We start from the raw sequence: 23,843 nt of genomic DNA on the forward strand, positions 1-23,843 counted from the left end.
GGCCAGGAGGAGAATCGCACGGGGAGAAAACGGGGAGATCGGAACATGGCGCAGAACCAGGGACTGGACTGGCTGCTGGACGACCTGACCGAGCGCGTCCACGAGGTGCGGCACGCACTGGTCCTGTCCAACGACGGCCTGGTGACAGGGGCGAGCACGGGACTGCGCCGCGAGGACGCCGAGCACCTCGCGGCCGTGTCGTCCGGACTGCACAGCCTGGCCAAGGGCTCGGGACGGCACTTCGGCGCGGGCAGCGTACGCCAGACGATGATCGAGTTCGACGACGCGGTGCTCTTCGTCACCGCGGCCGGCACGGGCAGCTGTCTGTGCGTCCTCAGCGGCGCCGAGGCCGACATCGGCCAGATCGCGTACGAGATGACCCTTCTGGTCAACCGGGTCGGCGAGCACCTCGACGTGGATGCGCGCCAGCCCGAACAGAAACCGAGAACAGACGTCTGACCTGCTCTTTCATCATCCCCCGTGGAGTTATCCACAGGCTCGCCACGAGGTGCGCCGCAGCGGCTACCGTTTTTCCACGGCGACCGCACGCGGCGACTGAACGCAGTGACCGAACGCGGCGACCGAACGCGGTGCGAGCCGCTGACTCCACGGGGGATCGACCATGTCCAACACCATCACGATGACCGACCGCCTCGCCTGCGCGCCCGGCCGGGCCGCCCGCGAGCTCGACCTCAAGCGCAGTGAGTTCGACCTGGCGGTGCATCTCGGCCTCATCCGCACCGTTCCTGACGAAGGAGGCGGTGGCCGCCGGGTCGCCCGTGCGGAGATCGACCGGCTGCGCGCCGAGGACGGCTTCCCGGGCGGACTGCGCGAGCGCGTCGCGACCGCCGGTACCAACGAGGGCGCCGAGCTCATGGGGGTGACGCCCGCGAGGTTCACGAGTCTCGCGCGGTTCGGCCTGCTCGTGCCGGTGACGTTCTACCTGAACCGCTACCGGACCGTCGTCTGGCTGTATCTGGCCGAGGAACTGAAGCAGTTCGCGGCCGAGGAGAGCAACGCCCGGCTGCTGACCGGCCGGGTCACGCCGGCACCGTTGCGTGCGGCGCTGAAGACGGGCCTGGACCGCCGGCCCCGCAACTGGCGGGGACGCCACATCGGGTTCCTGCTGCGGCAGGCGGGGGACGATCCGTGGGCCCAGGCGGCAGCCGTGGCCTGCCTCCTCGACCCGGCTGACGTGGCGGAGGTGGTCCAGGGCCCGTACGAGCTCGCGCAACTGGACCGCTGCCGGCCTCGCCTCCCGTCGCACGGGGCGCCCGGCTCACCCGCCGCCGAGCTCGCCGAGACACTCATGACGGCTGGTGAACCGGACGAAGTGGCCTGGTTCCGCACGGACTTGGCCCACACGATCGAAGTGGCCCGACAGGAGCGCCCGGCCCCACGCCCGGCACCGGCCGACGACCGGCCCGCGTCCCCGGGCCCCACCGGTTCCCCCGGCCTGCTGGGACGGCTGCGCCGCAGAGGCCGGCGATTCTCGGCCGGGCGGATGTGAGACGGTGCCGCATATCTGCTCACCGAACCCGCGCCCGTCCGGGTCCGCCGCGCGGCCGAGCAGGACGTCATGGAGGAACCCGGTGGCCGGCAGCGCACGATCCCCGTCGGTGAGACGGCCACGGATCTGGGCACGGGGGACTCGGCGTATATCGCCGCGGACGCGGTACACGGCTATGTGAACCCGGGCGATACGCCCTGTGTCTGCTACGCCGCCGCGCTGATCATGCGCTCCCGGGCCCGGCGCACCCCCACGCGGCGATGAGGCCCCGGCCGCGTCCCCGTCCGGAGGCGAAGGCGGGAGACGGTCATGCCAGAGCTGCCCGACGTCGAGGGTTTCCGGCAGGTGTTCGAGTCCTGCGCGAGGGGCCGGATCGTCCGGCGTGTCGACGTGCGGGACGCGGGGGTGCTGCACGACGTCAGTGCGCGGGGCCTGCGGAGCGCACTGGAGGGGCGGCGGTTCGGGGCGCCGGAGCGGCACGGCAAGTGGCTGCTCGCCCGGACCGGCGGCCCCACGCTCGTCCTGCACTTCGGCATGACCGGCCGACTGGTCTGCGGTCACCCCGACGATGCCGTCGAGGCGCACGACCGCGTGCTGTTCACCCTGAGCGGCGGCCGTCAGCTGCGCTTCCGTGACCAGCGCAAACTCCAGGGACTCTGGCTGGCCCACGACGACTCCGACATCGACCGGCTGCTGCGGCGGCAGGGCCCCGACGCGCTGGCGGTCGACCGCGCGGAGTTCGACGCCGTGCTCTCCGCCCGCCGCGGAAGCCTCAAGACGGCGCTCACCGACCAGTCGGTGCTCGCCGGTCTCGGCAACCTCCTCGCGGACGAGATCCTCTGGCGCGCCCGGCTGCGCCCCGACCGCCGGGCGTGTGAGCTCACCGAGGCCGACCTCCGTCGCCTGTACGGCCGGATGCGCGGCACCCTGAGAGCCGCCGTCCCCGCCGGGTGCGTGCCACCGCGCGACTCCTGGCTCACCGGCCACCGTGACGACCCCGACCCGACGTGCCCGCGCTGCGGCACCGGACTGCGCCGGTCCCGGATGGCGGGCCGGGGCACGGTGTGGTGCCCGCGCTGCCAGCCGGACGGCTGAGCCGGCCGCGGCGGCCCGTTCAGCCGTCGGGATCCAGCACGGCCGGCGGCCCGGCGAGCAGGCCGCCGTCCACGACGAACTCGCTCCCCGTGGAGAGGGTCACCTCGGTGACGATGAAGAGCACCCTGCGGGCGACCTCCTCGGCTCAGGGCGCTGCCGCCGTCTGACGTTCCTCGTCCGGCGCCACAAGCGACTGCGTGAGCGGAATCCGCGCCAGGGCGATCACGCCCGCCGCGATCAGCGCGACGCCGAACAGCTCGGGCAGCACCCACCACCCGGAGCGGATCTTCTCCTCGTACAGGGTGATGCCGAGCGCGAGGCTCACCGTGGCGTCGCCGAGGGTGAGCGCGGGCTGCGAGGCGACCAGCGGACCGGCCTGCATCGCGTTCTCCAGCAGGAACAGCGCGCACACGCCCGTCAGGGCGAACCCGTACGTCTGCCAGGCGGTGAAGAAGCCCACGAGCCCCTGTTCGTCGAGCACGTGCGTGGCCGTCTTCATCAGCGCCGCCGTCACCGCGTAGCTGATCGCCGTCGCGGCACCCAGGCAGGCGGCCCGGGCGCGGCCCTCCGGACGCCGCAGAGCCGCGACGATGAGGCCCGCGACCGCCCCCGCGCACACGGCGAGCGCGGGGATCCAGCGGTCCAGCTCCACATGCGTGCGGTTGCCGGCGGGGGAGGCGGCGGCCAGCGCGACCGCCAGCCCGGCCACCACCACCGTCACGGCCAGCCAGCCCGAACCCGGCAGCCGCCGGTGCATCAGCAGTGACGCGACGATCAGAGTGAGCGGCAGCTCCAGCACGAACAGGGGCTGCACGATCGTCAGCGGCCCGGTCGCCAGCGCCAGTGCCTGGCAGACGGCGGCGCCGATCACCGCGAGGATGCCGGCCAGCCAGACGGGCCGGCGCAGCAGGTCGAGCATCAGTCCGGCCCGGAACCCCTGGGAGCGCGGCACGGTCAGCGCCGCTTTGCGCTGCAACACCGTCGCGACGGCGTTGCTGAAGGCCGCGCAGACCGCGAAGACGACGGGGAGCACGGTGTGCAGCGTGTCCACCTCCCCGATCGGCGGGCGTGTGACGCCGGCGGTGTCTCCTCCTGCCATGGTCGCCGCAGCGGGGCACGAGCGCGATCGCAGGCGTGCGGATGGCTTGCGGCCCGCCGACCGCGATCGCGATGCCTGGCAGCGCTCGAAGCGTTCCGGCTCAGAACGGGCAGCTGTCCATCCAGCGTGTGACCAGCGAGGTGTTGTTCTTGTCGGGGTCCCGCTCCGTGCCGCAGAGGAAGGGGCCGAAGCGAGTGTCGGAGCGCAGCCAGCGGCTGAGGAAGGACACGATCCACTTGCCCTGCTTGGCCTTGTCGCCGTAGCCGGTCATGGGGCAGAGATGGTCCCCGGGAACCTCGATGTAGAGCTTCTCGGCCCGAGACATGGAGTCGTACCAGGGCACCGCGTAGGTGTCGCCGTTGGCGACGGGGTCGCTCTCGCAGGTCAGAAACAGGGTGGGGTCGGTGACTGAGGAGAAGTTCCCCGCCGGATGGTACGGGGCGGTGGGCACACCGGCCCGGAAGCGGGGATCGTCCCGGAGGGCCGCCATCACACCGCCGCCGCCCATCGAGTGGCCGACCGCGCCGAGCGTGCCGTTGAGCTTCCCGGATATCGGAGTTCCGGCGGCGTCGCCGAGTGCGAGCAACTGGCTTCCGGCGGCGGTGATCTGACGGCCGCGCGATTCGGGATCGTCGGTGAGCGTGTGGGTGCCGACGTTGATGACGACGAAGCCCCATGAGGCGAGGCGGGGTGCGAGCCATTGCAGGTTCTGCTGCGTCCCTCGATAGCCCGGCATCAGCACGATGCCCGGGTACGAGCCGCCGGTCGTCGGGTACGTCACCGTGCCGGATCCGTATCCGCTCGGGTCGGGAACGGTGTACCTGGCGGTGGCGAGCGGTCCGTTCGTGGCCTCCAGTGAGGCGGTCGTCGGGTCCGGGACGCCGTCTCCAGGTGGTGTGCCGCCGCCGGATCCGTAGGACGCGGTCGCGGGCTTGCCCTGCGACAGCAGCTCGCCGGCGGCTTCGGCGGGCTTGTCCCGCTCGTCACGGGACAGCGACCCGGCAGTGGCCGTCGCAGGGACCAAAAGGGCCAGCAGGACCAGGGCGATGGTGGTGGCCGGCGCGGTCAGCGTCATCGCAACGCGGGATCTGGACCCGGACGACCGTGCGGCGCCGGCGGGACCCTGGGGTGGAAGCATCGAATGACCTCCGGTGAGGCGGGAAACCAGGCGGTCGGCACCGCCGGATCGATCGGTCAGCGCGACTGGGCGAAGAGCCAGTCGATCAGGACGTCGTTCTCGTACGTCTGCGCCCAGGCGAGGTGCGGGTTCACCGGCGTCGTCCCGGCCGGGTAGCTGGTGAACAGCACATGACTGCCCGTACGGCGGGCCCGGCGCAGCAGCGCCCGGGAGTGGGCCTCGAACTGCGCCTTGGGCAGGTCGTTGCCCCACTCCCCGCGGGTGACCTTGGCGCCGGCGTCCTCCAACGCGTTCATCAGCGTCCAGGTGCCTGGTTTGCCGAAGCGCCCGTCCTTGTAGGGGACGGTGGCGTCGTCGACGGAGTGGTCGGTCCACAGCGGGACGTGCGTGATCCTGTCCATGACCGAGGGGTCTCCCCAGCCGGCGGTGGCGACGGCCGCGGCGTATCTGCGGGGCTGTTTCGGGAGCAGGTCGAGAATTCCCCGCGCGCCCGACGACAGGCCCACGAGGTAGAGCCGGTCCGCGTCGACCGGGTACCCGGCCGCAACCGCGTCGATGAGTCCGACCAGTGCGCCCTGCACCTTGGTGTCGGTCCAGTCCGTGCCGTCCGGCCCGTCCATGGGGCGGGGCAGGGGGATCTGCGGGGCGAGCACGAACGCCGGGTTCCTGCGCTGACGTTCAGGCTGGGCGAAGGCGACCGCGATCCGGTTGCCGGTGAGCTGGGTCATGTTGTTGTCGGCGACCTCGCCGCCGCCGTGCAGCGTGACCACGAGCGGGTACCGGGTGCCCGCCCCGGGGCGCCGCAGGTACCGGGCCGGCTGATGGAGGCGGAAGTCCAGCTCGAATCCGGTGGAGTCGGTGAACGATCCGGCGCTGAAGCCGTCCACCACGGGGGTGCGCACTCCGTCGTTGCGGATGGTGAACGGATGCGCGGCGAGCACCGGGCCGCTGCCGCCCGCCGTGACGTCGGCCACCTGCCTGACCGCGTAGGCCCGGTCGAGCGGAAGCGGGTCGGTCGCCCCGGCGGCCCGCGCGTTGGCGTCGCCGGGATCCAGCTCGATGATCAGGTGGTCGCCCGGGCGTCCTGGGTCGGCCCGGTCGTCCACCTCGGCCGCTGTGTTCGGGTAGACGCGGGTCACCGTCCGGGCCGTGGTCCGCCCGGCCACGGTCACGGTGACGTGGAACGCGGAGGGCGGGATCACACCCCCGCGCGTGTCGATCGGTGCCGCGTACCGGATGGCGACGGCCGTCACCAGCCAGTTGTGCCGCGGCGTCACCTGCGTGAGCAGGTCGCACCGCACAACGGGGTTCAGCCAGTGCGTGTCCGGCCGGCCCGGTGTCACGGCGTCGGCCGCCGCGGCGGTCGCCTCCGGCGTGACCGCGACCGCCGTGAGGGCGCTCGCAGTCAGGGTGAGTGCCGTACGTCTGGAGATCCTTGGCATGAGTCCTCTTCGCGTCGTCCGGTCTCCCGGGCCTTCCGCACGGGAGGGTGCAATGAGCGCGGTGCGGACGTGCTACGCGAGAGTTTCCGAGCGACAGCCGATCGGCGTCCAGCATCGAACCGGCATATATGCATGCGACATGCGTATGAATCCCAGCTCCGGGGAGGCAGCCGAAACCGCCCCGAGTGGCACCGGTGGAGCCTCGTGTCAGCCCAGCTTTCTGAACAACCCTTCCTGCACCACCGACACGACCAGCCGGCCCTCACGGTCGTAGATCCGGCCCCGGGCCAGGCCGCGCCCGCCGACCGCGATCGGCGACTCCTGGTCGTACAGCAGCCAGTCGTCCGCGCGGAACGGGCGGTGGAACCACATGGCGTGGTCCAGCGACGCCATGTCGAAGCCCCGCGGGCCCCACAGCGGCTCGACCGGGATGCGGACGGCGTCCAGGAGGGTCATGTCGCTGGCGTAGGTGAGGGCACAGGTGTGGACGAGCGGGTCGTCACCGAGCGGGCCGACCGCGCGCATCCACACGGCGCTGCGCGGCTCGGCGTCCTCGACCTCGTCCGCGCTCCAGCGCAGCCGGTCCACGTAGCGGATGTCGAAGGGCTGGCGGCGGGCCATGCGCTCCAACTGCTCGGGCAGCGCGCCCAGATGCTCCCGGATCTCGTCCGTGACCGTCGGCAGCGACTCGGGGTCCGGAACCTCGCGGGCGGGCGGCAGCTGGTGCTCGAAGCTGCCCTCCTCCGGCTTGTGGAAGGAGGCGGTCAGATTGAAGATCGTGCGGCCCTGCTGCACGGCCGTGACCCGCCGGGTCGTGAACGACCGTCCGTCGCGGACCCGCTCGACCTGGTAGACGATCGGCACGCCCGGGATGCCCGGCCGCAGGAAGTACGCGTGCAGCGAGTGCACGGGGCGGTCGCCCTCCGTGGTGCGGCCGGCGGCGACCAGGGCCTGGCCCGCCACCTGCCCGCCGAAGACCCGCTGGAGGGACTCCTCCGGGCTCCGGCCACGGAAGATGTTGACCTCGATCTGCTCCAGGTCGAGCAGGTCGACCAGTCTCTCGGCCGGATTCGTCGTCATGGGTGGGATTCTCCTGTGCTCGCTGCTGCCCGGCCGTTCACAGCTGGCCGACGTCGGTGACACGGACGACCGCGCGGCCCTCCGCGTCGGAGGCGGTGAGGTCGACCTCCGCGCTGATGCCCCAGTCGTGGTCGCCGCTGGGGTCGTGGAAGATCTGCCGGACGCGCCACAGGGCGTTCTCCGGCTCCTCCTCGATGATCAGCAGCTTGGGGCCACGCGCGTCGGGGCCGGTGCCGAGGTCCTCGTACTCGTCCCAGTACTTGTCCATCGCCTCGCCCCAGGCATCGGCGTCCCAGCCGGACTCCGCGTCCATCTCGCCCAGCTCCTCGACCTGGTCGAGAGCGGCGAGTTCGACCCGGCGGAACATGGCGTTACGGACCAGGACGCGGAAGGCACGCGCGTTGGCGGTGACCGGCTTGACCTCGTCGGCCTTCTCCTGGGCCTCCTCGGCGGTCATCTCCGCCGGGTTGGCGAGCTGCTCCCACTCGTCCAGCAGACTGGAGTCGACCTGGCGCACCATCTCGCCCAGCCAGGCGATCAGGTCCTGAAGATCCTCGGACTTGAGGTCGTCGGGGACGGTGTGGTCGAGGGCCTTGTAGGCGCTGGCGAGGTAGCGCAGCACGATGCCCTCGGTGCGCGCCAGCTCGTAGTGGGACACCAACTCCGTGAAGGACAGCGCCCGTTCGTACATGTCACGGATGACCGACTTCGGCGACAGCGGATGGTCGCCGACCCAGGGGTGGCTCTTGCGGTACGTGTCGTACGCGTGGAAGAGCAGCTCCTCCAGGGGCTTCGGGTACGTGATGTCCTGGAGGCGCTCCATGCGCTCCTCGTACTCGACGCCGTCCGCCTTCATCTGGGCCACGGCCTCGCCGCGCGCCTTGTTCTGCTGGGCGGCGAGGATCTGCCGCGGGTCGTCCAGCGTGGACTCCACGACGGACACCATGTCCAGGGCGTACGACGGCGACTCGGGGTCGAGCAGCTCGAACGCGGCGAGCGCGAAGGTGGACAGCGGCTGGTTGAGCGCGAAGTCCTGCTGGAGGTCGACCGTGAGGCGGACGACCCGGCCGGTCGGGTCCGGCTCGTCGAGCTTCTCGACGATGCCGCCGTCGAGCAGCGAACGGTAGATGGCGATGGCCCGGCGGATGTGCCGCAGCTGCTGTTTGCGCGGCTCGTGGTTGTCCTCCAGCATGCGGCGCATCGCCTCGAAGGCGTTGCCGGGGCGGGCGATCACCGACAGCAGCATGGTGTGCGTGACCCGGAAGCGGGAGGCCAGGGGCTCCGGCTCGGAGCCGATGAGCTTCTCGAAGGTCTGCTCCGACCAGGCGACGAAACCCTCGGGGGCCTTCTTGCGGACGACCTTGCGGCGCTTCTTCGGGTCGTCGCCCGCCTTGGCGAGCGCCTTCTCGTTCTCCACGACGTGCTCGGGCGCCTGCGCGACGACGAAGCCCTCCGTGTCGTAACCGGCGCGCCCGGCCCGGCCCGCGATCTGGTGGAACTCCCGGGCCCGCAGGGTGCGTACCCGGGTGCCGTCGTACTTGGTGAGGGCCGTGAACAGCACCGTGCGGATGGGGACGTTGACGCCCACGCCGAGCGTGTCCGTGCCGCAGATGACCTTCAGCAGACCGGCCTGCGCGAGCTTCTCCACCAGGCGGCGGTACTTGGGCAGCATGCCGGCGTGGTGCACGCCGATGCCATGCCGGACGTAACGGGAGAGATTGCGGCCGAACTTGGTGGTGAAGCGGAAGTTGCCGATCAGCTCGGCGATCTGCTCCTTCTCCGCACGCGAGCACATGTTGATGCTCATCAGCGCCTGCGCCCGCTCGACGGCCTGCGCCTGCGTGAAGTGCACGATGTAGACGGGCGCCTGCCGGGCCTCCAGCAGGTCGGTGAGCGTCTCCGTGAGCGGCGTGTAGCGGTACTCGTAGGACAGCGGCACCGGGCGGGTCGCCGAGCGGACCACCGCCGTCGGGCGGCCGGTGCGGCGGGTGAGGTCCTTCTCGAAGAAGGAGACGTCACCGAGCGTCGCCGACATCAGCACGAACTGCGCCTGCGGCAGTTCCAGGATGGGGATCTGCCAGGCCCAGCCGCGGTCGCCCTCCGCGTAGAAGTGGAACTCGTCCATCACGACCTGGCCGACGTCCGCGTCCTTGCCGTCGCGCAGCGCGATCGACGCGAGGACCTCGGCGGTGCAGCAGATCACCGGGGCATCGGCGTTGACGGAGGCGTCGCCGGTCAGCATGCCGACGTTCTCCGTGCCGAAGATCTTGCACAGCTCGAAGAACTTCTCCGAGACCAGAGCCTTGATCGGCGCCGTGTAGAAGGTGACCTCGTCCCGGGCGAGGGCCGCGAAGTGCGCACCCGCCGCGATCATGCTCTTGCCGGACCCGGTGGGCGTCGACACGATCACGTTCGCGCCGGAGACCACCTCGATCAGCGCCTCCTCCTGGTGGGGGTAGAGCGTGAGACCCCGCTCACCGGCCCACGACTCGAAGGCTTCGTAGAGGGCGTCGGGGTCGGCGGTCCGCGGCAGCTGATCGATGAGGGTCACGCCCCCCATCTTGCCTGGCGAGGCGCCCGATGCGGGAATCGGCTGCGGGCCCCAAGATCACGAGCGATACGCTGGCCGCCGACGACACGTCAGCGCACCTGGTCAACTGGACAGCGGCACATGAGGAATGGGGCGGACAAGCGCGATGATGGGACCAGCACACTCACTGTCGGGCGCCGCTGCCTGGCTCGGCGTCGGTGCGGCGGCGGCCGCCGCCGGGCACGCGATGCCCTGGCCGGTCCTCCTCGTCGGCGCCCTGATATGCGCCGGCGCCGCGCTCGCCCCGGACCTCGACCACAAGGCGGCCACCATCTCCCGGTCCTTCGGGCCGCTGTCGCGCTGGCTGTGCGAGATCGTCGACAAGCTGTCGTACGCCGTCTACAAGGCCACCAAGAAGCAGGGCGACCCGCGCCGCTCCGGCGGGCACCGCACGCTCACGCACACCTGGCTGTGGGCGGTCCTCATCGGCGCGGGCACCTCGGTCGTGGCGATCAGCAGCGACCGGTGGGGGGTGCTGGCGATCCTCTTCGTGCACCTGGTCCTGGCCATCGAGGGCCTGCTGTGGCGGGCGACGCGCGGCTCCAGCAGCGAAGTGCTGGTGTGGCTGCTGGCCGCGACCACCTCGTGGATCCTCGCGGGTGTCCTGGACAAGCCGGGCAACGGAGCGGACTGGCTGTTCACTGCGCCGGGCCAGGAGTACCTGTGGCTGGGGCTGCCCGTGGTGCTGGGCGCGATCGTGCACGACATCGGGGACGCGCTGACCGTGTCGGGCTGCCCGATCCTGTGGCCCGTCCCGGTCGGCCGCAAGCGCTGGTACCCGGTCGGGCCGCCGAAGCCGATGCGCTTCCGAGCGGGCAGCTGGGTCGAGATCAGGGTCCTGATGCCGGTGTTCATGGTGCTCGGCGGAGTGGGCTGCGCGGCGGCGCTCAACGTCATCTGAGCGCCTGCGGCCCGGGCGCTCTCACCCGGGGCTGGCCCTCGGGGGCTCACGAGCCGCCGTACCGCCGCTCGAAGCGGGCGACCCGGCCCTCCGAGTCCACCGTGCGGGCCTTGCCCGTGTAGAAGGGGTGGCTCTCCGAGGAGATCTCCACGTCCACGACCGGGTAGGTCTCGCCGTCGTCCCACTCGATGGTCTGCTCGCTGGTCGCGGTCGACCGGGTCAGGAACGCGTAACCGGCGGAACGGTCGCGGAAGACCACGGGGTGGTAGTCGGGGTGCTTGTCCTGCTGCATGGCCGCTCCTCGGACGACTCGGTTCGGTGCTGCGGTCAGCCGGACAGGGTGTCCTCGTCGACGACGTGGACGGCGGCCTCCTCGGCCGACGCGGCCGCGCCGTCGATGCCCACGTCCGTGGCGACCAGCGCGCTCTCCTCGTCCTCGTGCGCGCCCTCGTCGGGAGCGACGAGCCGCCCGGAGCGGGCGGCGCCGACCTCGTTGTCGAGGAGTTCCCCGTCGGTGCCGTCGCAGTCCCCCAGGCCGTCACCGTCCTGGCCGGCGGAGTCCGGCAGCTCCTCGGCGAGCCGCTCGTCCAGCGTCTCGCCCCGCTGCCGCTCGGCCGCCGTCACACCGAGGTGCTCGACGGCCCAGGGCCGCTCCGGAGGGGACCAGCCCCGGTCCAGGGGATCGTCGACGCCGTCGTCCTCCAGGGTGTCCTCGGCGTCGAGCAGCCCCGTGTCCTCCCTCTGCTCGTCCTGGTCCGGCTGGTAGACCTCGTCTCCCCAGCCGTCGGAGCTGTTCACGGGTGCCTCCAGGTTCCCCGAGCCGGTGCCTGGTTCCAGCCTTCCACCGAGCCTCGGCACCGCGCAACGCCAAGGACCCGGTGGCCCCGCCCGGTGTCTCACCCGTGCCACGACCTCCACAACGCCGCATACGCCCCGTCCGCCGCCACCAGTTCTCCGTGGCTGCCCAGTTCGCTGATCCGGCCGTTCTCGACGACCGCGATGACGTCCGCGTCGTGCGCGGTGTGCAGGCGGTGGGCGATGGCGACGACGGTGCGGCCGTCGAGGACCTTGGCCAGGGAGCGTTCGAGGTGACGGGCGGCGCGGGGATCGAGCAGGGACGTCGCCTCGTCCAGGACCAGGGTGTGCGGGTCCGCCAGCACCAGGCGGGCCAGCGCGATCTGCTGCGCCTGCGCGGGCGTGAGCGCCAGGCCGCCCGAGCCGACCTCCGTGTCCAGGCCGCCGTCGAGGGCACGGGCCCAGCCGTCCGCGTCGACCGCGCCCAGCGCCGCCCACAGCTCGGCGTCGGCCGCGTCGGTCCTGGCGAGCCTGAGGTTGTCGCGCAGGGAGCCCACGAAGACGTGGTGCTCCTGGTTGACCAGGGCGACGTGGGCGCGGACGCGTTCCGCCGGCATCCGGGACAGCTCGGCGCCGCCCAGGGTGATCCGGCCCTCCCGCGGCGTGTAGATCCCGGCGAGCAGCCGGCCCAGGGTCGACTTGCCCGCACCCGAGGGGCCGACCAGGGCCAGCCGGGTGCCGGGAGCGACCTCCAGGGACACCTCGCGCAGCACGTCGACGCCCTCCAGGTAGCCGAAGCGCACCTGGTCGGCATGGACCCGGCGGCCGTCGGGAGCCACGGATGAGTCACCGGCGTCGGGCTCGATGTCCCGGACACCGACCAGCCGGGCCAGCGACACCTGGGCCACCTGGAGCTCGTCGTACCAGCGCAGGATCATGCCCACCGGGTCGACGAGCATCTGGGCGATCAGCGCCCCCGTCGTGAGCTGGCCGACGTCGATCCAGCCCCGGAGGGCGAACACACCGCCGATCAGCAGGACCGACCCGAGCACGGTCACATGGGTGACGTCGACGACCGGGAAGAGCACCGACCGCAGCCACAGCGTGTAGCGCTCCCACGCCGTCCACTCCTTGATCCGGCGCTCGGAGAGCGCCACCCGCCGGGCGCCGAGGCGGTGTGCCTCGACCGTGCGCCCGGCGTCCACCGTCTCCGCGAGCGCCGCGGCCACGGCGGCGTACCCGGCCGCCTCCGAGCGGTAGGCGGCCGGCGCCCGCCGGAAGTACCAGCGGCAGCCGGCCACCAGCAGCGGCAGGGCGACGAGCACGGCGAGCGCCAGCGGCGGCGCCGTGACGACCAGGCCGCCCATGAGCAGTGCCACCCACACCACACCGATCGACAACTGCGGCACGGCCTCGCGCATCGCGTTGGCCAGCCGGTCGACGTCCGTCGTGATGCGGGACAGCAGGTCGCCGGTCCCGGCCCGCTCCAGCACGCCGGGCGGCAGCCCGACCGACCGGACGAGGAAGTCCTCGCGCAGATCGGCCAGCATCCGCTCGCCCAGCATCGCGCCCCGCAGCCGCACCTCGCGCACGAACACGGCATGGGCGGCCAGCGCGGCCACGAAGAGCCCCGCGGTGAGCTCCAGCCGCAGGTCCCGAACCCCGTCGGACACCCGCTCCACCAGCCCGCCCAGCAGCCACGGCCCGGCCATGGAGGCGAGGACGGCGACCGTGTTGACGGCGATGAGCAGAAGGAACGCCCGACGGTGCCTGCGCAGCAGCTCGGCCACGTAGGCGCGGACGGTCGAGGGGGCGCCGACCGGCAGGGTGTTCGCCGTCGTCGGGGCCGCCGGGTCGTACGCCGGTGGCGCCACGCCGATCATGCTGTCTCCTCGATCTCTTCCAGTTCTTCCAGTTCCAGTACGTCGTCGAGAGCCACCCGGCCGGACCGCTCGTGCGTGGCGGTCTCCTCGTCCGTCTCGCGGGTGACGACCGCCCGGTAGCGGGACTCGGTGTGCACCAGCTCGCGGTGGGTGCCGGCCGCCGCGACCTCGCCGTCGTGCAGGAAGACGACCTGGTCGGCGCGGTCCAGCAGCAGCGGCGAGGACGTGAACACCACGGTCGTGCGCCCCGCGCGCAGCTCCCGCACGCCCTGGGCGATCCGTGCCTCGGTGTGCGAGTCGACGGCCGAGGTCGGCTCGTCCAGGACGAGCACCTCGGGGTCGGTGAGCAGCGACCGGGCGAGTGCGAGCCGCTGGCGCTGACCGCCGGACAGGGACCGGCCGCGTTCGGTGATCCGGGCGTCCATGGGATCGGCGGCGTCCAGCGAACCCTGCACCAGCGCGGTCAGCACGTCCTCGCACTGGGCGGCGGCCAGCGCCGCCCGCGGCTCGACGCCGCCCGAGGAGGGCACGTCGAGCAGTTCGCGCAGCGTGCCGGAGAGCAGCACCGGGTCCTTGTCCTGGACGAGGACGGACGTGCGGGCGCTCTCCAGCGGGAGTTCGTCGAGCGGCACCCCGTCCAGCAGCACCGAGGTGCCCTCCTGCGAGGGGTGTCCGCCCAGCCGTTCCGCCAGCCGGCCGGCCGCGTCCGGGTCCCCGCAGACCACCGCGGTCAGCCGGCCGGCGTTCGCGAGCAGTCCGGTGTCCGGGTCGTACAGGTCTCCGGAGGGTCCGTCGGCCGCGCGTGACCCGGCGGTGTCCGTCGCCCGCTCCAGCGACAGCACGCGCGCGGCCCGCCTGGCCGACGGCCGGGAGAAGGAGTACGCCATGGCGATCTCCTCGAAGTGCCGCAGCGGATACGTCAGGACCATCACCGAGCTGTAGACGGTGACCAGTTCGCCGACGGTGATCCGGCCCTGGCGCGCCAGATGCACGCCGTACCAGACGACGGCGATGAGCAGCAGACCGGGCAGCAGGACCTGGATCGCGGAGATCAGGGACCACATCCGGGCGCTGCGCACGGCCGCGTGGCGGACTTCCTGGGAGGCGTGGCGGTAGCGCTCCAGGAACAGCTCCTCCCCGCCGATGCCGCGCAGCACGCGCAGGCCGGCGACGGTGTCCGAGGCGAGTTCGGTGGCGCGTCCCGCCTTCTCGCGCTGGATGTCGGCGCGCCGGGTGGCACGGGGGAGCAGGGGCAGCACGGCGATCGCCAGCACGGGCAGGCCCACGGCGACGACCACGCCGAGCGCCGGCTGGTAGACGAGCAGGCCGGCGCAGACCAGCACGATGGTGACCAGGGCCGCGGTGAACCGCGACAAGGCCTCCACGAACCAGCCGATCTTCTCGACGTCCCCTGTGGAGACGGAGACCACCTCACCCGCCGCGACCCGGCGGGTCAGCGCCGAGCCCAGGTGGGCGGCCTTGCGGGCGAGCAGCTGCTGGACGCGGGCGGCGGCCGTGATCCAGTTGGTGATGGCGGTGCGGTGCAAGAAGGTGTCGCCGACCGCGTTTCCGGCGCAGGCCAGCGCCAGCAGCCCGCCCGCCAGGGCGAGTCGGGAACCGGAGCGGTCCACCACGGCCTGCACGGCGACACCGACGCAGAACGGCAGCGTGGCGACGGAGGCGAAGTGCAGCAGCCCCCAGGTCAGCGACTTGAGCTGGCCGCCCAGCTGATTGCGGAAGAGCCACCACAGGAATCGGGGACCCGAACGCGCGTCCGGCACGCCCGGGTCGGGGTAGGGAAGGTCTTGAATCTGCATGACGTCCCAGTGGCTCGTGTCAGGGGGGAAGGGGGGGGTGAGGCCGACGGCAACAAACCGTGACAGGTTCGCGCCGCCGCGTGGTCGGGGGCAACCGGTTTTCCGCGCACCGAACGGAACCGGCCGACAGGGGCGGGAACAGGGTTGCCCGGACGGGCGGGTGCTCATTGCGGAGGCGGTGGACTCCCCGTAGAACACCGGCCATGAAGAGACGGATAGTCATGTCCATGCTTGCCGGAGCGGCTCTCCTGGCGAGCACCCTCCTGGGAACCGGTCCGGCCCACGCGGCCGACGTCCCCGCAGAGTTCGGCACCGACTGGCACGACCCGGTCACGGCCGCACCGCCCGTCCCGAAGCCGGCCGGCGCCTCCTGCGAAGTCACCGTGGCCCGGGCGCAGTTCCGCGACTTCACCCCGTACCGGGGCGCGTACACCCCGCCCGGCGACTGCGGCGACCGCTGGAGCAAGGTGGTGCTGCGGCTCGACGGCAAGGTCAAGGGGCGGCAGTACGACCGGCTCGGCTATCTGCACGTCGGAGGGGTCGAGATCTTCCGCACCTCGACGCCGCAGCCCTCGCCCGACGGCATCGAGTGGTCCGTGGAGAAGGACGTCACGCGCTACAGCGACACCTTCCGCCACGCCCAGGACGTCGAGATGCTCATCGGGAACGTCGTCGACGACACCTACACGGGCGTCCTCGACGTCACGGTGACGCTGACGTTCTACCGGGGCCGCCCGGACGGCACGAGCCCCGACCGGGTCCTCACCCTGGGCGGCGACTCGACGCTCACCACCCCGCGCAACAGCGAACGCATCCTCGCCGGGGTGTACGCCACGGGCTCCGGCGGCGGCTGCGAGGAGTACTGGTACCTGTCGGTGCCCGATCCGGCTCCGTACTCCTGCAAGGCGGGGCGGGGTCCCTACCGCGAGGTGCAGATCAGTGTGGACGGCCGCCTCGCCGGCATCGCCACGCCGTTCCCGACGGTGTGGACGGGCGGCTGGTCCAACCCGTTCCTCTGGTACGTGACCCCGGGCCCGCGCGCCTTCGACATCAAGCCGATCACCTACGACCTCACCCCCTTCGCCGGGATCCTCAACGACGGCCGCCCGCACCGCGTCGAGGTCTCGGTCGTCGGTGTCCCCGAGGGGCAGACCGGCTGGAGCACGCCGGTGAACGTGCTCGTCTGGCAGGACGAGCACCGGGCCCGGGTCACCGGGAAGCTGACCGCGCACCGCGCGGGCGAGCTGACCGACTCCTCGGCCTACACGCCCGGTGCGGAGCACCGGGTGGACACCGAGGGCGCCCACCGGCTGACCGTCGCCGGATACGTCGACACCTCGCACGGGCGCGTCACGACCACCGTCAGCCGTTCCCTCGCCCACGCCTCGGTGCACCGCTGGACCGACGGTGAGACGACCGACGGCCTGAACGCCACCTGGACCGACGACGAGTCGGTGACGTCCGACGGCCGCACCACCCGCACGCACCGGACCTACACGATGGACGGCACGACCACCCTCGGTGCCGGTGACCGGCTGCGCACGGTGCTCACGCTCGGCGACCGCGCCACGACCGTCGCCTCGCACGGCGCCCGGCGGACCGCCTGGTCACGACTCGACGACAGCTACACGGGCGATGCCACCTACACCGCCAACGTGCCGCGTGACCAGCGGCATGCGGTCGGTGCCACCAGCGAGCGCTACCGGCAGTACGGCTCACGGGGCTGCTACGACCGGACGCTCACGACCGCGCAGGGGGTGCTCACGGAGGATCACCGCCGCTGCTGAGTGACCTGAGTGGCGCGTGTGACGTGTGTCACTTATGACGCTTTTACGTGGCTGAAACGTTGCGGTCTTGTGCGCGATCAAGACGGCCTCCATTGTGTACGGCTACGGAAGCCGCTTTCCGTATGGCAGAAGTCCCCTCCGGCTTCTGCGTGCCCCGTCCCCCTAGGAGGCCCCGTGCCACCGTCCGTACCGTCCCTGCCGCGACGCGTCGCACGCACTCTGCGTACCTCACTCTTCGCGCAGGTCCTCTGCGCGCTCGTGCTCGGAATCGTCGTCGGGAAACTGTGGCCGGACACGGCCACGGCTTTCCAGCCGCTCGGCGACGGTTTCACCCGGCTCATCAAAACGGTGATCTCGCCCCTGGTCTTCTGCGTGGTCGTCGTCGGCATCGCCAAGGCCGGTGACCTGAAGGCCTTCGGCCGGATCGGGGTCAAGGCCCTCGTCTGGTTCGAGGTCGCCTCCACGGCCGCCCTGGTCATCGGTCTCGTCGCCGCCAACGTCGTCGGCCCCGGCAAGGGCATGAACGTCGATCCTTCCTCGCTGGACGCCGCGGCGGTCGACCAGACGACGGGCGGCGGTCAGCTGCCCTCGACGACCGAGTTCGTCCTCAACGCCCTGCCGGAGAGTTTCGTCGGGGCCTTCGCCGAGAACGAGCTGCTCCAGGTCCTCATCCTGGCCTGCCTGGTGGGTGCCGCCCTGCTGCACCTCGGGCACACCAGGGTGCCGAAGATCCTGCCCGCCATCGACCAGGCCCAGGACGTGATCTTCACGGTCGTCGGGTTCGTCATGCGGCTGGCCCCGCTCGCGGTCTTCGGCGCGATGGCCCACCTGGTCGGCAACTACGGGCTGGGCGTGATGAAGACCTACGCCAAGCTCATCGTGCTCTGCTACGTGGCGGCGGCGCTGTTCATCGCGCTGCTCTCCGTCGCCCTGCGGCTGGTGACCGGGCTCAGCCTGTGGAAGTTCCTGCGCTACATCCGCGAGGAGATGCTGCTCGCGCTCGGCACCGCCTCCACCGAGGCCGTCATGCCGCGTGTGATGCAGAAGCTGCGCCGGGCCGGTGCCCGCGACGACGCCGTGGGTCTGGTGCTGCCCACGGGCTACTCCTTCAACCTCGACGGCGCCTCGCTCTATCTGTCCATCGGCACGCTGTTCATCGCCCAGGCCGTGGGCGTGGACCTGAGCCTGGGGCAGCAGGTCACCGTGGTCCTGGTGCTGATGCTGACCAGCAAGGGCATGGCGGGCATCCCCGGTTCGGCGTTCCTCGCCCTGTCCGCGACCGCCTCCTCCCTGGGGGCCATCCCGGCGGGAGCCGTCGCCCTGCTGCTCGGTGTGGACCGCATCATGGACTCGATGCGCGTCGTCACGAACCTGCTCGGCAACTGCGTCGCGGTCTTCGCGGTGTCCCGCTGGGAGGGTGCGCTGGACATCGACCGGGCGAGGAAGACCCTCGACGGGGAGTACGCGGCCGAGCCGGGCGACGAGAAGGACGATGCCGGGAGCGACGGTGGCGAGAGCGCCGTCGAGCCGCCGGCGGTGCTCGACCCGGCGCCCGGCATCCCCACCCAGAAGCCCAAGGAACCCGCCCCCGAGGTCGGTTGACCGCAGGTGAACGGGCCGCGGCCACCGCTCCAGCAGGACGAGCGGCGGCCGCGGCCCGTTGTGTGCGCCGGACGGCGGGCGTCTTGGGCCGGCTCCTCGGCAAGGGCGCGTTGACCAGCTCCTCGGCAAGGGTTCGTTGACCGGCCCCTCAGCAAGAGCGCGCCGGGGCCCCGTCGACCAGGGCGTCCAGCAGCCCCCCGAGCGCCTCGCGCTGATCCTCCGTCAGCGGTTCCAGGATCTCCTCCGCGGCCGACCTGCGCGCCGCGCGCAGCTCGCGCAGCGCGTCCCGGCCGTCGTCGGTGAGCTCGATGCGGATCACCCGTCGGTTCGCCGGGTCCGGGACCCGGCGCACCTTGCCGCTCGCCTCCAGCCCGTCGACCAGTGTCGTCACGGCCCTCGGTACCACCTCCAGGCGCTCGGCCAGATCGGCCATGCGCGGTGGCGAGCCCCAGTGCGCGAGGGTGCGCAGCAGCCGGGACTGGGCCGGTGTGATGCCGAGGTCGCGGTGCTCCAGATGGCGCTTCTGGATGCGGTGCACCCGGCGCGTGAGCCGTAGCAACTGCTCGGCGAGCAGACCGTCGGGATCGGGCGTGGTCATGCGGGAACAATATCAGGATGCCGTTCATTGTGAGTATAGGTAACAATGAGCTACGATCCGATCCGCCCAGCGCCCCCGGCGCCGTACCGCTCTCGAAGGAGCCCATGCATCCCGACCACGAAGCCCCCTGGACCCCACCCGCCGGCTCGGAGGAACAGCCGCGCCAGGTCCGCCGCATCCTCCGGCTCTTCCGCCCCTACCGGGGCCGCCTGGCGATCGTCGGCCTGCTGGTCGGCGCCTCGTCACTGGTCTCGGTCGCCACGCCGTTCCTGCTGAAGGAGATCCTCGACGTCGCGATCCCCGAGGGGCGCACCGGACTGCTCAGCCTGCTCGCCCTCGGCATGATCCTCAGCGCCGTCCTCACCAGCGTCTTCGGTGTGCTGCAGACCCTGATCTCCACGACGGTGGGGCAGCGCGTCATGCACGACCTGCGCACCGCCGTCTACGGCCGGCTCCAGCGGATGTCCCTCGCGTTCTTCACGCGCACCCGCACGGGCGAGGTGCAGTCCCGCATCGCCAACGACATCGGCGGCATGCAGGCCACCGTCACCTCCACCGCGACCTCCCTGGTCTCCAACCTCACCAGCGTGGTCGCCACGATCGTCGCGATGGTCGCCCTCGACTGGCGCCTGACCGTCGTCTCACTGCTGTTGCTGCCGGTGTTCGTGTGGATCAGCCGCCGCGTCGGCAACGAACGCCGGAAGATCACCACCCGGCGCCAGAAGCAGATGGCCGCCATGGCCGCCACGGTCACCGAGTCGCTCTCCGTCAGCGGCATCCTGCTCGGCCGCACGATGGGCCGCTCCGACTCGCTGACGAGGTCCTTCGCCGAGGAGTCCGAGGAACTCGTCGACCTCGAAGTGCGGTCGAACATGGCCGGCCGGTGGCGCATGGCCGTCATCACCATCGTCATGGCCGCCCTGCCCGCCGTCATCTACTGGACCGCCGGCATCGCCCTCCAGACGGGCGGCCCCGAGGTCTCCATCGGCACCATCGTCGCCTTCGTCTCGCTCCAGCAGGGCCTGTTCCGCCCGGCCGTGAGCCTGCTGTCGACCGGTGTGCAGATCCAGACCTCGCTCGCCCTCTTCCAGCGCATCTTCGAGTACCTCGACCTGCCGGTCGACATCACCGAGCGTCCGGACCCGGTGCGTCTGGACCGGGTCAAGGGCGAAGTCCGCTTCGAGAACGTCTCCTTCGGCTACGACGGCAAGGGCGGCCCCGTCCTCGACGGCATCGGCCTCACCGTCCCGGCCGGCGGCAGCCTGGCGATCGTCGGCCCCACCGGCGCCGGCAAGTCCACGCTCGGCTATCTGGTGCCGCGGCTCTACGACGTCACCGGCGGCCGCGTCACCCTCGACGGGGTCGACGTCCGCGACCTCGACTTCGACACCCTGGCCCGCGCGGTCGGCGTCGTCTCGCAGGAGACGTACCTCTTCCACGCCTCGGTCGCCGACAACCTGCGCTTCGCCAAGCCCGACGCCACCGACGAGGAGCTGTACCAGGCGGCGAAGGCGGCGCAGATCCACGACCACATCGCCTCCCTGCCCGACGGCTACGACACCGTCGTGGGCGAGCGCGGCCACCGCTTCTCCGGCGGCGAGAAGCAGCGCCTGGCCATCGCCCGGACCATCCTGCGCGACCCGCCGGTCCTCATCCTCGACGAGGCCACCAGCGCCCTGGACACCCGGACCGAAGCCGCCGTCCAGAAGGCCATCGACGCCCTGTCGGCCGACCGCACCACCCTCACCATCGCCCACCGCCTGTCCACCGTCCGGGGCGCCGACCAGATCGTGGTCCTCGACTCGGGGCGCGCGGTCGAACTCGGCACGCACGAGGAACTGCTGGAGCGGGACGGCCGGTACGCGGCGCTCGTACGCCGGGACGCGCAACTGGAGCCGACAAGCTGAAAATATGCCCGGATAGTGACGATATGCGGGTTACTGTGCCCGCATGCAGAAGAACACTCCGCCACGGAGCAGGATCCGGCTGACACGCCGGGGCCGTATCGCCCTCGTCGTGACCGGAGCTGTCGTCGTCGGCACCGCTGTGGCGGTGCCGCTGCTGATCCTGGGGCGCCAGGAGGGCCGTGGGGCCCTGACCCTGGTCATCCCGGAGGGCCGGCGCGCGAGCCAGGTGTACGAGGCCGTCGACAAGGCGCTCGCCCTGCCCGCCGGCAGCACGGAGAAGTCCCTCGCGAAGGTCGACCTGAAACTGCCGGACGACGCCCGGGGCAACCCGGAGGGGTACCTCTTCCCGGCGACCTACCCGCTCCGGGAGGAGACCGGTCCTGAGGAGCTTCTGGCGCTGATGGTCGACACCGCGAACCAGAAGTTCAACGGCGCTCCCCTCGCGGCGGGGGCGCAGCGCAACGCCATGAACGTCTACCAGGCCGTCACCATCGCGAGCATCGTCCAGGCGGAGGCGGCCACCGAGGCCGACATGGGCAAGGTCGCCCGGGTGGTCTTCAACCGCCTCGAACGCGGCATGCCGCTCCAGATGGACTCCACGGTCAACTACGCCCTCGGCCGTTCCACCCTCCGGACCACGGCGGAGGACACCCGGATCGACAGCCCCTACAACACGTACCAGCGCATGGGGCTGCCGCCCACACCGATCGACAACCCGGGCGAGGCCGCCATGCGCGCCGCCGTCAACCCGCCGCCGGGCGACTGGCTGTACTTCGTCACGGTCCGCCCGGGCGACACGCGCTTCACCGCGGACTACGCCGAACACCAGCGCAACGTGGCCGAGTTCAACGCCCGGCAGCAGAGCGCGGGCGCACAGGCGGCCGGGTGACCCGTTCCCCCACAGGGGCGCGGGGAAGTGTGCGATCAGCTGGGGACGGCCCGCAGTCGCCCACGGCCCGCGCCCCCCGGGAACCGGTCGGTCACGCCGCGGCCGGCTCCCGTTCCAGCAGCCGTCTGATGTCCCGCACGGCCGCGCGGCCCGCGCGGTTGGCGCCGATGGTGCTGGCCGAGGGGCCGTAGCCGACGAGATGGACGCGGGGGTCTGCGGCGGCGTGCGTCCCCTCCATGCGGATGCCGCCGCCCGGTCCGCGCAGCCGCAGCGGAGCGAGGTGGTCGATGGCGGCCCGGAAGCCCGTGGCCCACAGGATGACATCGGCGTCGACGTGCCCGCCGTCGTCCCACTCCACCCCGTCCGGGGTGATCCGGTCGAACATCGGCCGGCGATCCAGCACCCCGTCCTCGATGCCCTGCCGGACCGCGTCGTTGAGCGGCAGCCCGGTGACCGAGACGACGCTGCGCGGCGGCAGCCCCTGCCGGACCCGCTCCTCGACGAGCGCGACGGCCGCCCGGCCCGCGTATTCGTCGAACGGACCCTCGCGGAAGACGGGCGGGCGCCGGGTCACCCAGGTGGTGGCCGCGGCGTACGGGGCGAGCTCCAGCAGGTGCTGCGTGCCCGACGCGCCCCCGCCCACCACGACGACCCGCCGTCCCGCGAACTCCTCGGGCCCGGCGTACTGCGCGGTGTGCAACTGCCGTCCCCGGAAGGTCTCCTGCCCCGGATAACGCGGCCAGAACGGCCGGTCCCACGTGCCGGTCGCGTTGATCAGGGCCCGCGTCGACCACACCCCCTCCGAGGTCTCCACCAGCAGCCGCCCGCCGGGGCCCCCGCGTACGGCACGCACGTCGACGGGCCGCCGCACCCGCAGGTCGAAGGCCCGCTCGTACCGGTCGAAGTAGTCGCTGATCACCTCGGCGGACGGGCGCGCCGGGTCCGCGTCCGTCAGCTCCATCCCCGGCAGCGCGTGCATCCCGTGCACCTTGCCGTACGTCAGCGACGACCAGCGGAACTGCCAGGCGCCGCCGGGCCCGGGGGAGTGGTCCAGCACCACGAAGTCGCGGTCCGGCTCGAAACCGGACCGCCGCAGGTGATAGGCACCGGCCAGACCGGCCTGACCGGCGCCCGCGACGACTACCTCGACCTCGCGTGTGTGGTTCACGCTGCTGCCAACCGCGCCGGGGCCGTGGATCTTCCCGGGCCGGTGCTGCGGCACGGCCGACGGCACGTACGTCAGGATGGAGGGCATGTCAGATGTCTTCACCACCCGAGTTCTGAACGTCGCCACCGGTGCCACGGAGAAGGTCGTCGACATCACCGGCGACTGCGAGTCCTTCCTGCGCGAGGCGGCCGCCGGCCGCGACGGCCTGCTCAACGTCTTCGTCCCGCACGCGACTGCCGGGATCGCCGTTCTGGAGACCGGCGCCGGCAGCGACGACGACCTCCTGGCCGCGCTGCACACCCTGCTGCCCGCCGACGACCGCTGGCAGCACCGGCACGGCAGTCCCGGTCATGGCCGCGACCACGTCCTGCCGGCCCTCGTCCCGCCCCACGCGACCCTGCCGGTGCTGGGCGGCCGGCTGGAGCTCGGGACGTGGCAGTCGGTGTGCCTGGTGGACACCAACAAGGACAATCCGCAGCGGAAGGTGCGGCTGAGCTTCCTGGGGTGAGGCCGCCCGCCCGGGCTGTCCGCCCCGTCGCCCT

At 71.9% G+C, this 23,843-nt stretch carries 21 protein-coding genes; 10 read left to right on the top strand and 11 right to left on the bottom strand.

The window, feature by feature from the left end; translation table 11 throughout:
• Window positions 1–45: 45 nt before the first annotated feature.
• The 4 genes from ABEA82_RS35840 (at window position 46) to ABEA82_RS35855 (ending at window position 2,605) form a co-directional block, all read left to right on the top strand.
• Complete coding sequence (locus ABEA82_RS35840) at window positions 46–459, top strand: roadblock/LC7 domain-containing protein (RefSeq protein ID WP_345665930.1); 414 nt, start codon at window positions 46–48, stop codon at window positions 457–459.
• 163 nt (window positions 460–622) lie between these two features.
• Window positions 623–1,510: a DUF6397 family protein gene (locus ABEA82_RS35845; protein WP_345665931.1), complete on the top strand. Its 888-nt coding sequence runs from the start codon at window positions 623–625 to the stop codon at window positions 1,508–1,510.
• Between the two features lie 69 nt (window positions 1,511–1,579).
• Window positions 1,580–1,774, top strand: coding sequence for a cupin domain-containing protein (locus ABEA82_RS35850; protein ID WP_345665932.1), 195 nt, complete (start codon window positions 1,580–1,582; stop codon window positions 1,772–1,774).
• Between the two features lie 45 nt (window positions 1,775–1,819).
• Window positions 1,820–2,605 (top strand): Fpg/Nei family DNA glycosylase, encoded by a 786-nt coding sequence (locus ABEA82_RS35855; RefSeq protein WP_345665933.1) that lies wholly within the window; start codon window positions 1,820–1,822, stop codon window positions 2,603–2,605.
• Window positions 2,606–2,750: 145 nt separating this feature from the next.
• On the opposite strand, the gene ABEA82_RS35860 is transcribed toward ABEA82_RS35855, so the two are convergent.
• The 5 genes from ABEA82_RS35860 to ABEA82_RS35880 all read right to left on the bottom strand — a co-directional run bounded on the left by ABEA82_RS35860 (window position 2,751) and on the right by ABEA82_RS35880 (window position 9,915).
• Window positions 2,751–3,647 (bottom strand): DMT family transporter, encoded by an 897-nt coding sequence (locus ABEA82_RS35860; protein ID WP_345665969.1) that lies wholly within the window; start codon window positions 3,645–3,647, stop codon window positions 2,751–2,753.
• 157 nt (window positions 3,648–3,804) lie between these two features.
• Window positions 3,805–4,779 (bottom strand): alpha/beta hydrolase family protein, encoded by a 975-nt coding sequence (locus ABEA82_RS35865; protein WP_345665934.1) that lies wholly within the window; start codon window positions 4,777–4,779, stop codon window positions 3,805–3,807.
• Between the two features lie 119 nt (window positions 4,780–4,898).
• The gene (locus ABEA82_RS35870) at window positions 4,899–6,284 is read right to left on the bottom strand and encodes a phospholipase (RefSeq protein ID WP_345665935.1); all 1,386 of its coding nucleotides are present in this window, start codon (window positions 6,282–6,284) and stop codon (window positions 4,899–4,901) included.
• Window positions 6,285–6,491: 207 nt separating this feature from the next.
• Window positions 6,492–7,364, bottom strand: coding sequence for an acyl-CoA thioesterase (locus ABEA82_RS35875; protein ID WP_345665936.1), 873 nt, complete (start codon window positions 7,362–7,364; stop codon window positions 6,492–6,494).
• A gap of 37 nt (window positions 7,365–7,401) precedes the next feature.
• On the bottom strand, window positions 7,402–9,915 hold the full coding sequence (locus tag ABEA82_RS35880) for a DEAD/DEAH box helicase (RefSeq protein WP_345665937.1): 2,514 nt from the start codon (window positions 9,913–9,915) through the stop codon (window positions 7,402–7,404).
• A gap of 145 nt (window positions 9,916–10,060) precedes the next feature.
• On the opposite strand from ABEA82_RS35880, the gene ABEA82_RS35885 reads away from it, so the two are divergent.
• Window positions 10,061–10,855 (top strand): metal-dependent hydrolase, encoded by a 795-nt coding sequence (locus tag ABEA82_RS35885; protein ID WP_345665938.1) that lies wholly within the window; start codon window positions 10,061–10,063, stop codon window positions 10,853–10,855.
• A 46-nt stretch (window positions 10,856–10,901) separates the two neighbouring features.
• Here the strand turns inward: ABEA82_RS35885 and ABEA82_RS35890 are convergent, their stop codons facing one another.
• The 4 genes from ABEA82_RS35890 to ABEA82_RS35905 all read right to left on the bottom strand — a co-directional run bounded on the left by ABEA82_RS35890 (window position 10,902) and on the right by ABEA82_RS35905 (window position 15,350).
• Window positions 10,902–11,147: a type B 50S ribosomal protein L31 gene (locus tag ABEA82_RS35890; protein ID WP_003988613.1), complete on the bottom strand. Its 246-nt coding sequence runs from the start codon at window positions 11,145–11,147 to the stop codon at window positions 10,902–10,904.
• A gap of 35 nt (window positions 11,148–11,182) precedes the next feature.
• Window positions 11,183–11,653, bottom strand: a complete 471-nt coding sequence (locus tag ABEA82_RS35895) for a DUF5709 domain-containing protein (protein ID WP_345665939.1) — start codon at window positions 11,651–11,653, stop codon at window positions 11,183–11,185.
• A 98-nt stretch (window positions 11,654–11,751) separates the two neighbouring features.
• Entirely contained in the window at window positions 11,752–13,533 is a 1,782-nt protein-coding gene (locus ABEA82_RS35900) for an ABC transporter ATP-binding protein (RefSeq protein ID WP_345665940.1), read from the bottom strand.
• Window positions 13,530–15,350, bottom strand: coding sequence for an ABC transporter ATP-binding protein (locus tag ABEA82_RS35905; protein ID WP_345665941.1), 1,821 nt, complete (start codon window positions 15,348–15,350; stop codon window positions 13,530–13,532). The genes ABEA82_RS35900 and ABEA82_RS35905 overlap by 4 nt, the downstream gene beginning before the upstream one ends.
• Before the next feature lie 203 nt (window positions 15,351–15,553).
• On the opposite strand from ABEA82_RS35905, the gene ABEA82_RS35910 reads away from it, so the two are divergent.
• Window positions 15,554–17,137, top strand: a complete 1,584-nt coding sequence (locus ABEA82_RS35910) for a peptide-N4-asparagine amidase (protein WP_345665942.1) — start codon at window positions 15,554–15,556, stop codon at window positions 17,135–17,137.
• Between the two features lie 174 nt (window positions 17,138–17,311).
• Entirely contained in the window at window positions 17,312–18,739 is a 1,428-nt protein-coding gene (locus tag ABEA82_RS35915; protein WP_345665943.1) for a cation:dicarboxylate symporter family transporter, read from the top strand.
• Between the two features lie 148 nt (window positions 18,740–18,887).
• Here ABEA82_RS35915 and ABEA82_RS35920 read toward each other — a convergent pair whose 3' ends face one another.
• The gene (locus tag ABEA82_RS35920) at window positions 18,888–19,337 is read right to left on the bottom strand and encodes a MarR family winged helix-turn-helix transcriptional regulator (RefSeq protein WP_345665944.1); all 450 of its coding nucleotides are present in this window, start codon (window positions 19,335–19,337) and stop codon (window positions 18,888–18,890) included.
• Between the two features lie 104 nt (window positions 19,338–19,441).
• Between ABEA82_RS35920 and ABEA82_RS35925 the strand changes: the two genes are divergently transcribed.
• Both ABEA82_RS35925 and mltG read left to right on the top strand, forming a co-directional pair.
• Window positions 19,442–21,244, top strand: a complete 1,803-nt coding sequence (locus ABEA82_RS35925) for an ABC transporter ATP-binding protein (protein WP_345665945.1) — start codon at window positions 19,442–19,444, stop codon at window positions 21,242–21,244.
• Between the two features lie 43 nt (window positions 21,245–21,287).
• Window positions 21,288–22,133, top strand: coding sequence for an endolytic transglycosylase MltG (gene mltG / locus ABEA82_RS35930; RefSeq protein WP_345665946.1), 846 nt, complete (start codon window positions 21,288–21,290; stop codon window positions 22,131–22,133).
• 91 nt (window positions 22,134–22,224) lie between these two features.
• On the opposite strand, the gene ABEA82_RS35935 is transcribed toward mltG, so the two are convergent.
• On the bottom strand, window positions 22,225–23,301 hold the full coding sequence (locus ABEA82_RS35935; RefSeq protein ID WP_345665970.1) for an NAD(P)-binding domain-containing protein: 1,077 nt from the start codon (window positions 23,299–23,301) through the stop codon (window positions 22,225–22,227).
• Window positions 23,302–23,386: 85 nt separating this feature from the next.
• On the opposite strand from ABEA82_RS35935, the gene ABEA82_RS35940 reads away from it, so the two are divergent.
• Window positions 23,387–23,809, top strand: coding sequence for a secondary thiamine-phosphate synthase enzyme YjbQ (locus ABEA82_RS35940; protein WP_345665947.1), 423 nt, complete (start codon window positions 23,387–23,389; stop codon window positions 23,807–23,809).
• The last annotated feature ends 34 nt before the right edge of the window (window positions 23,810–23,843 follow it).

Origin of the sequence: Streptomyces venetus, from assembly GCF_039540295.1 — a bacterium.
GTDB classification, from domain to species: Bacteria; Actinomycetota; Actinomycetes; order Streptomycetales; family Streptomycetaceae; genus Streptomyces; species Streptomyces venetus.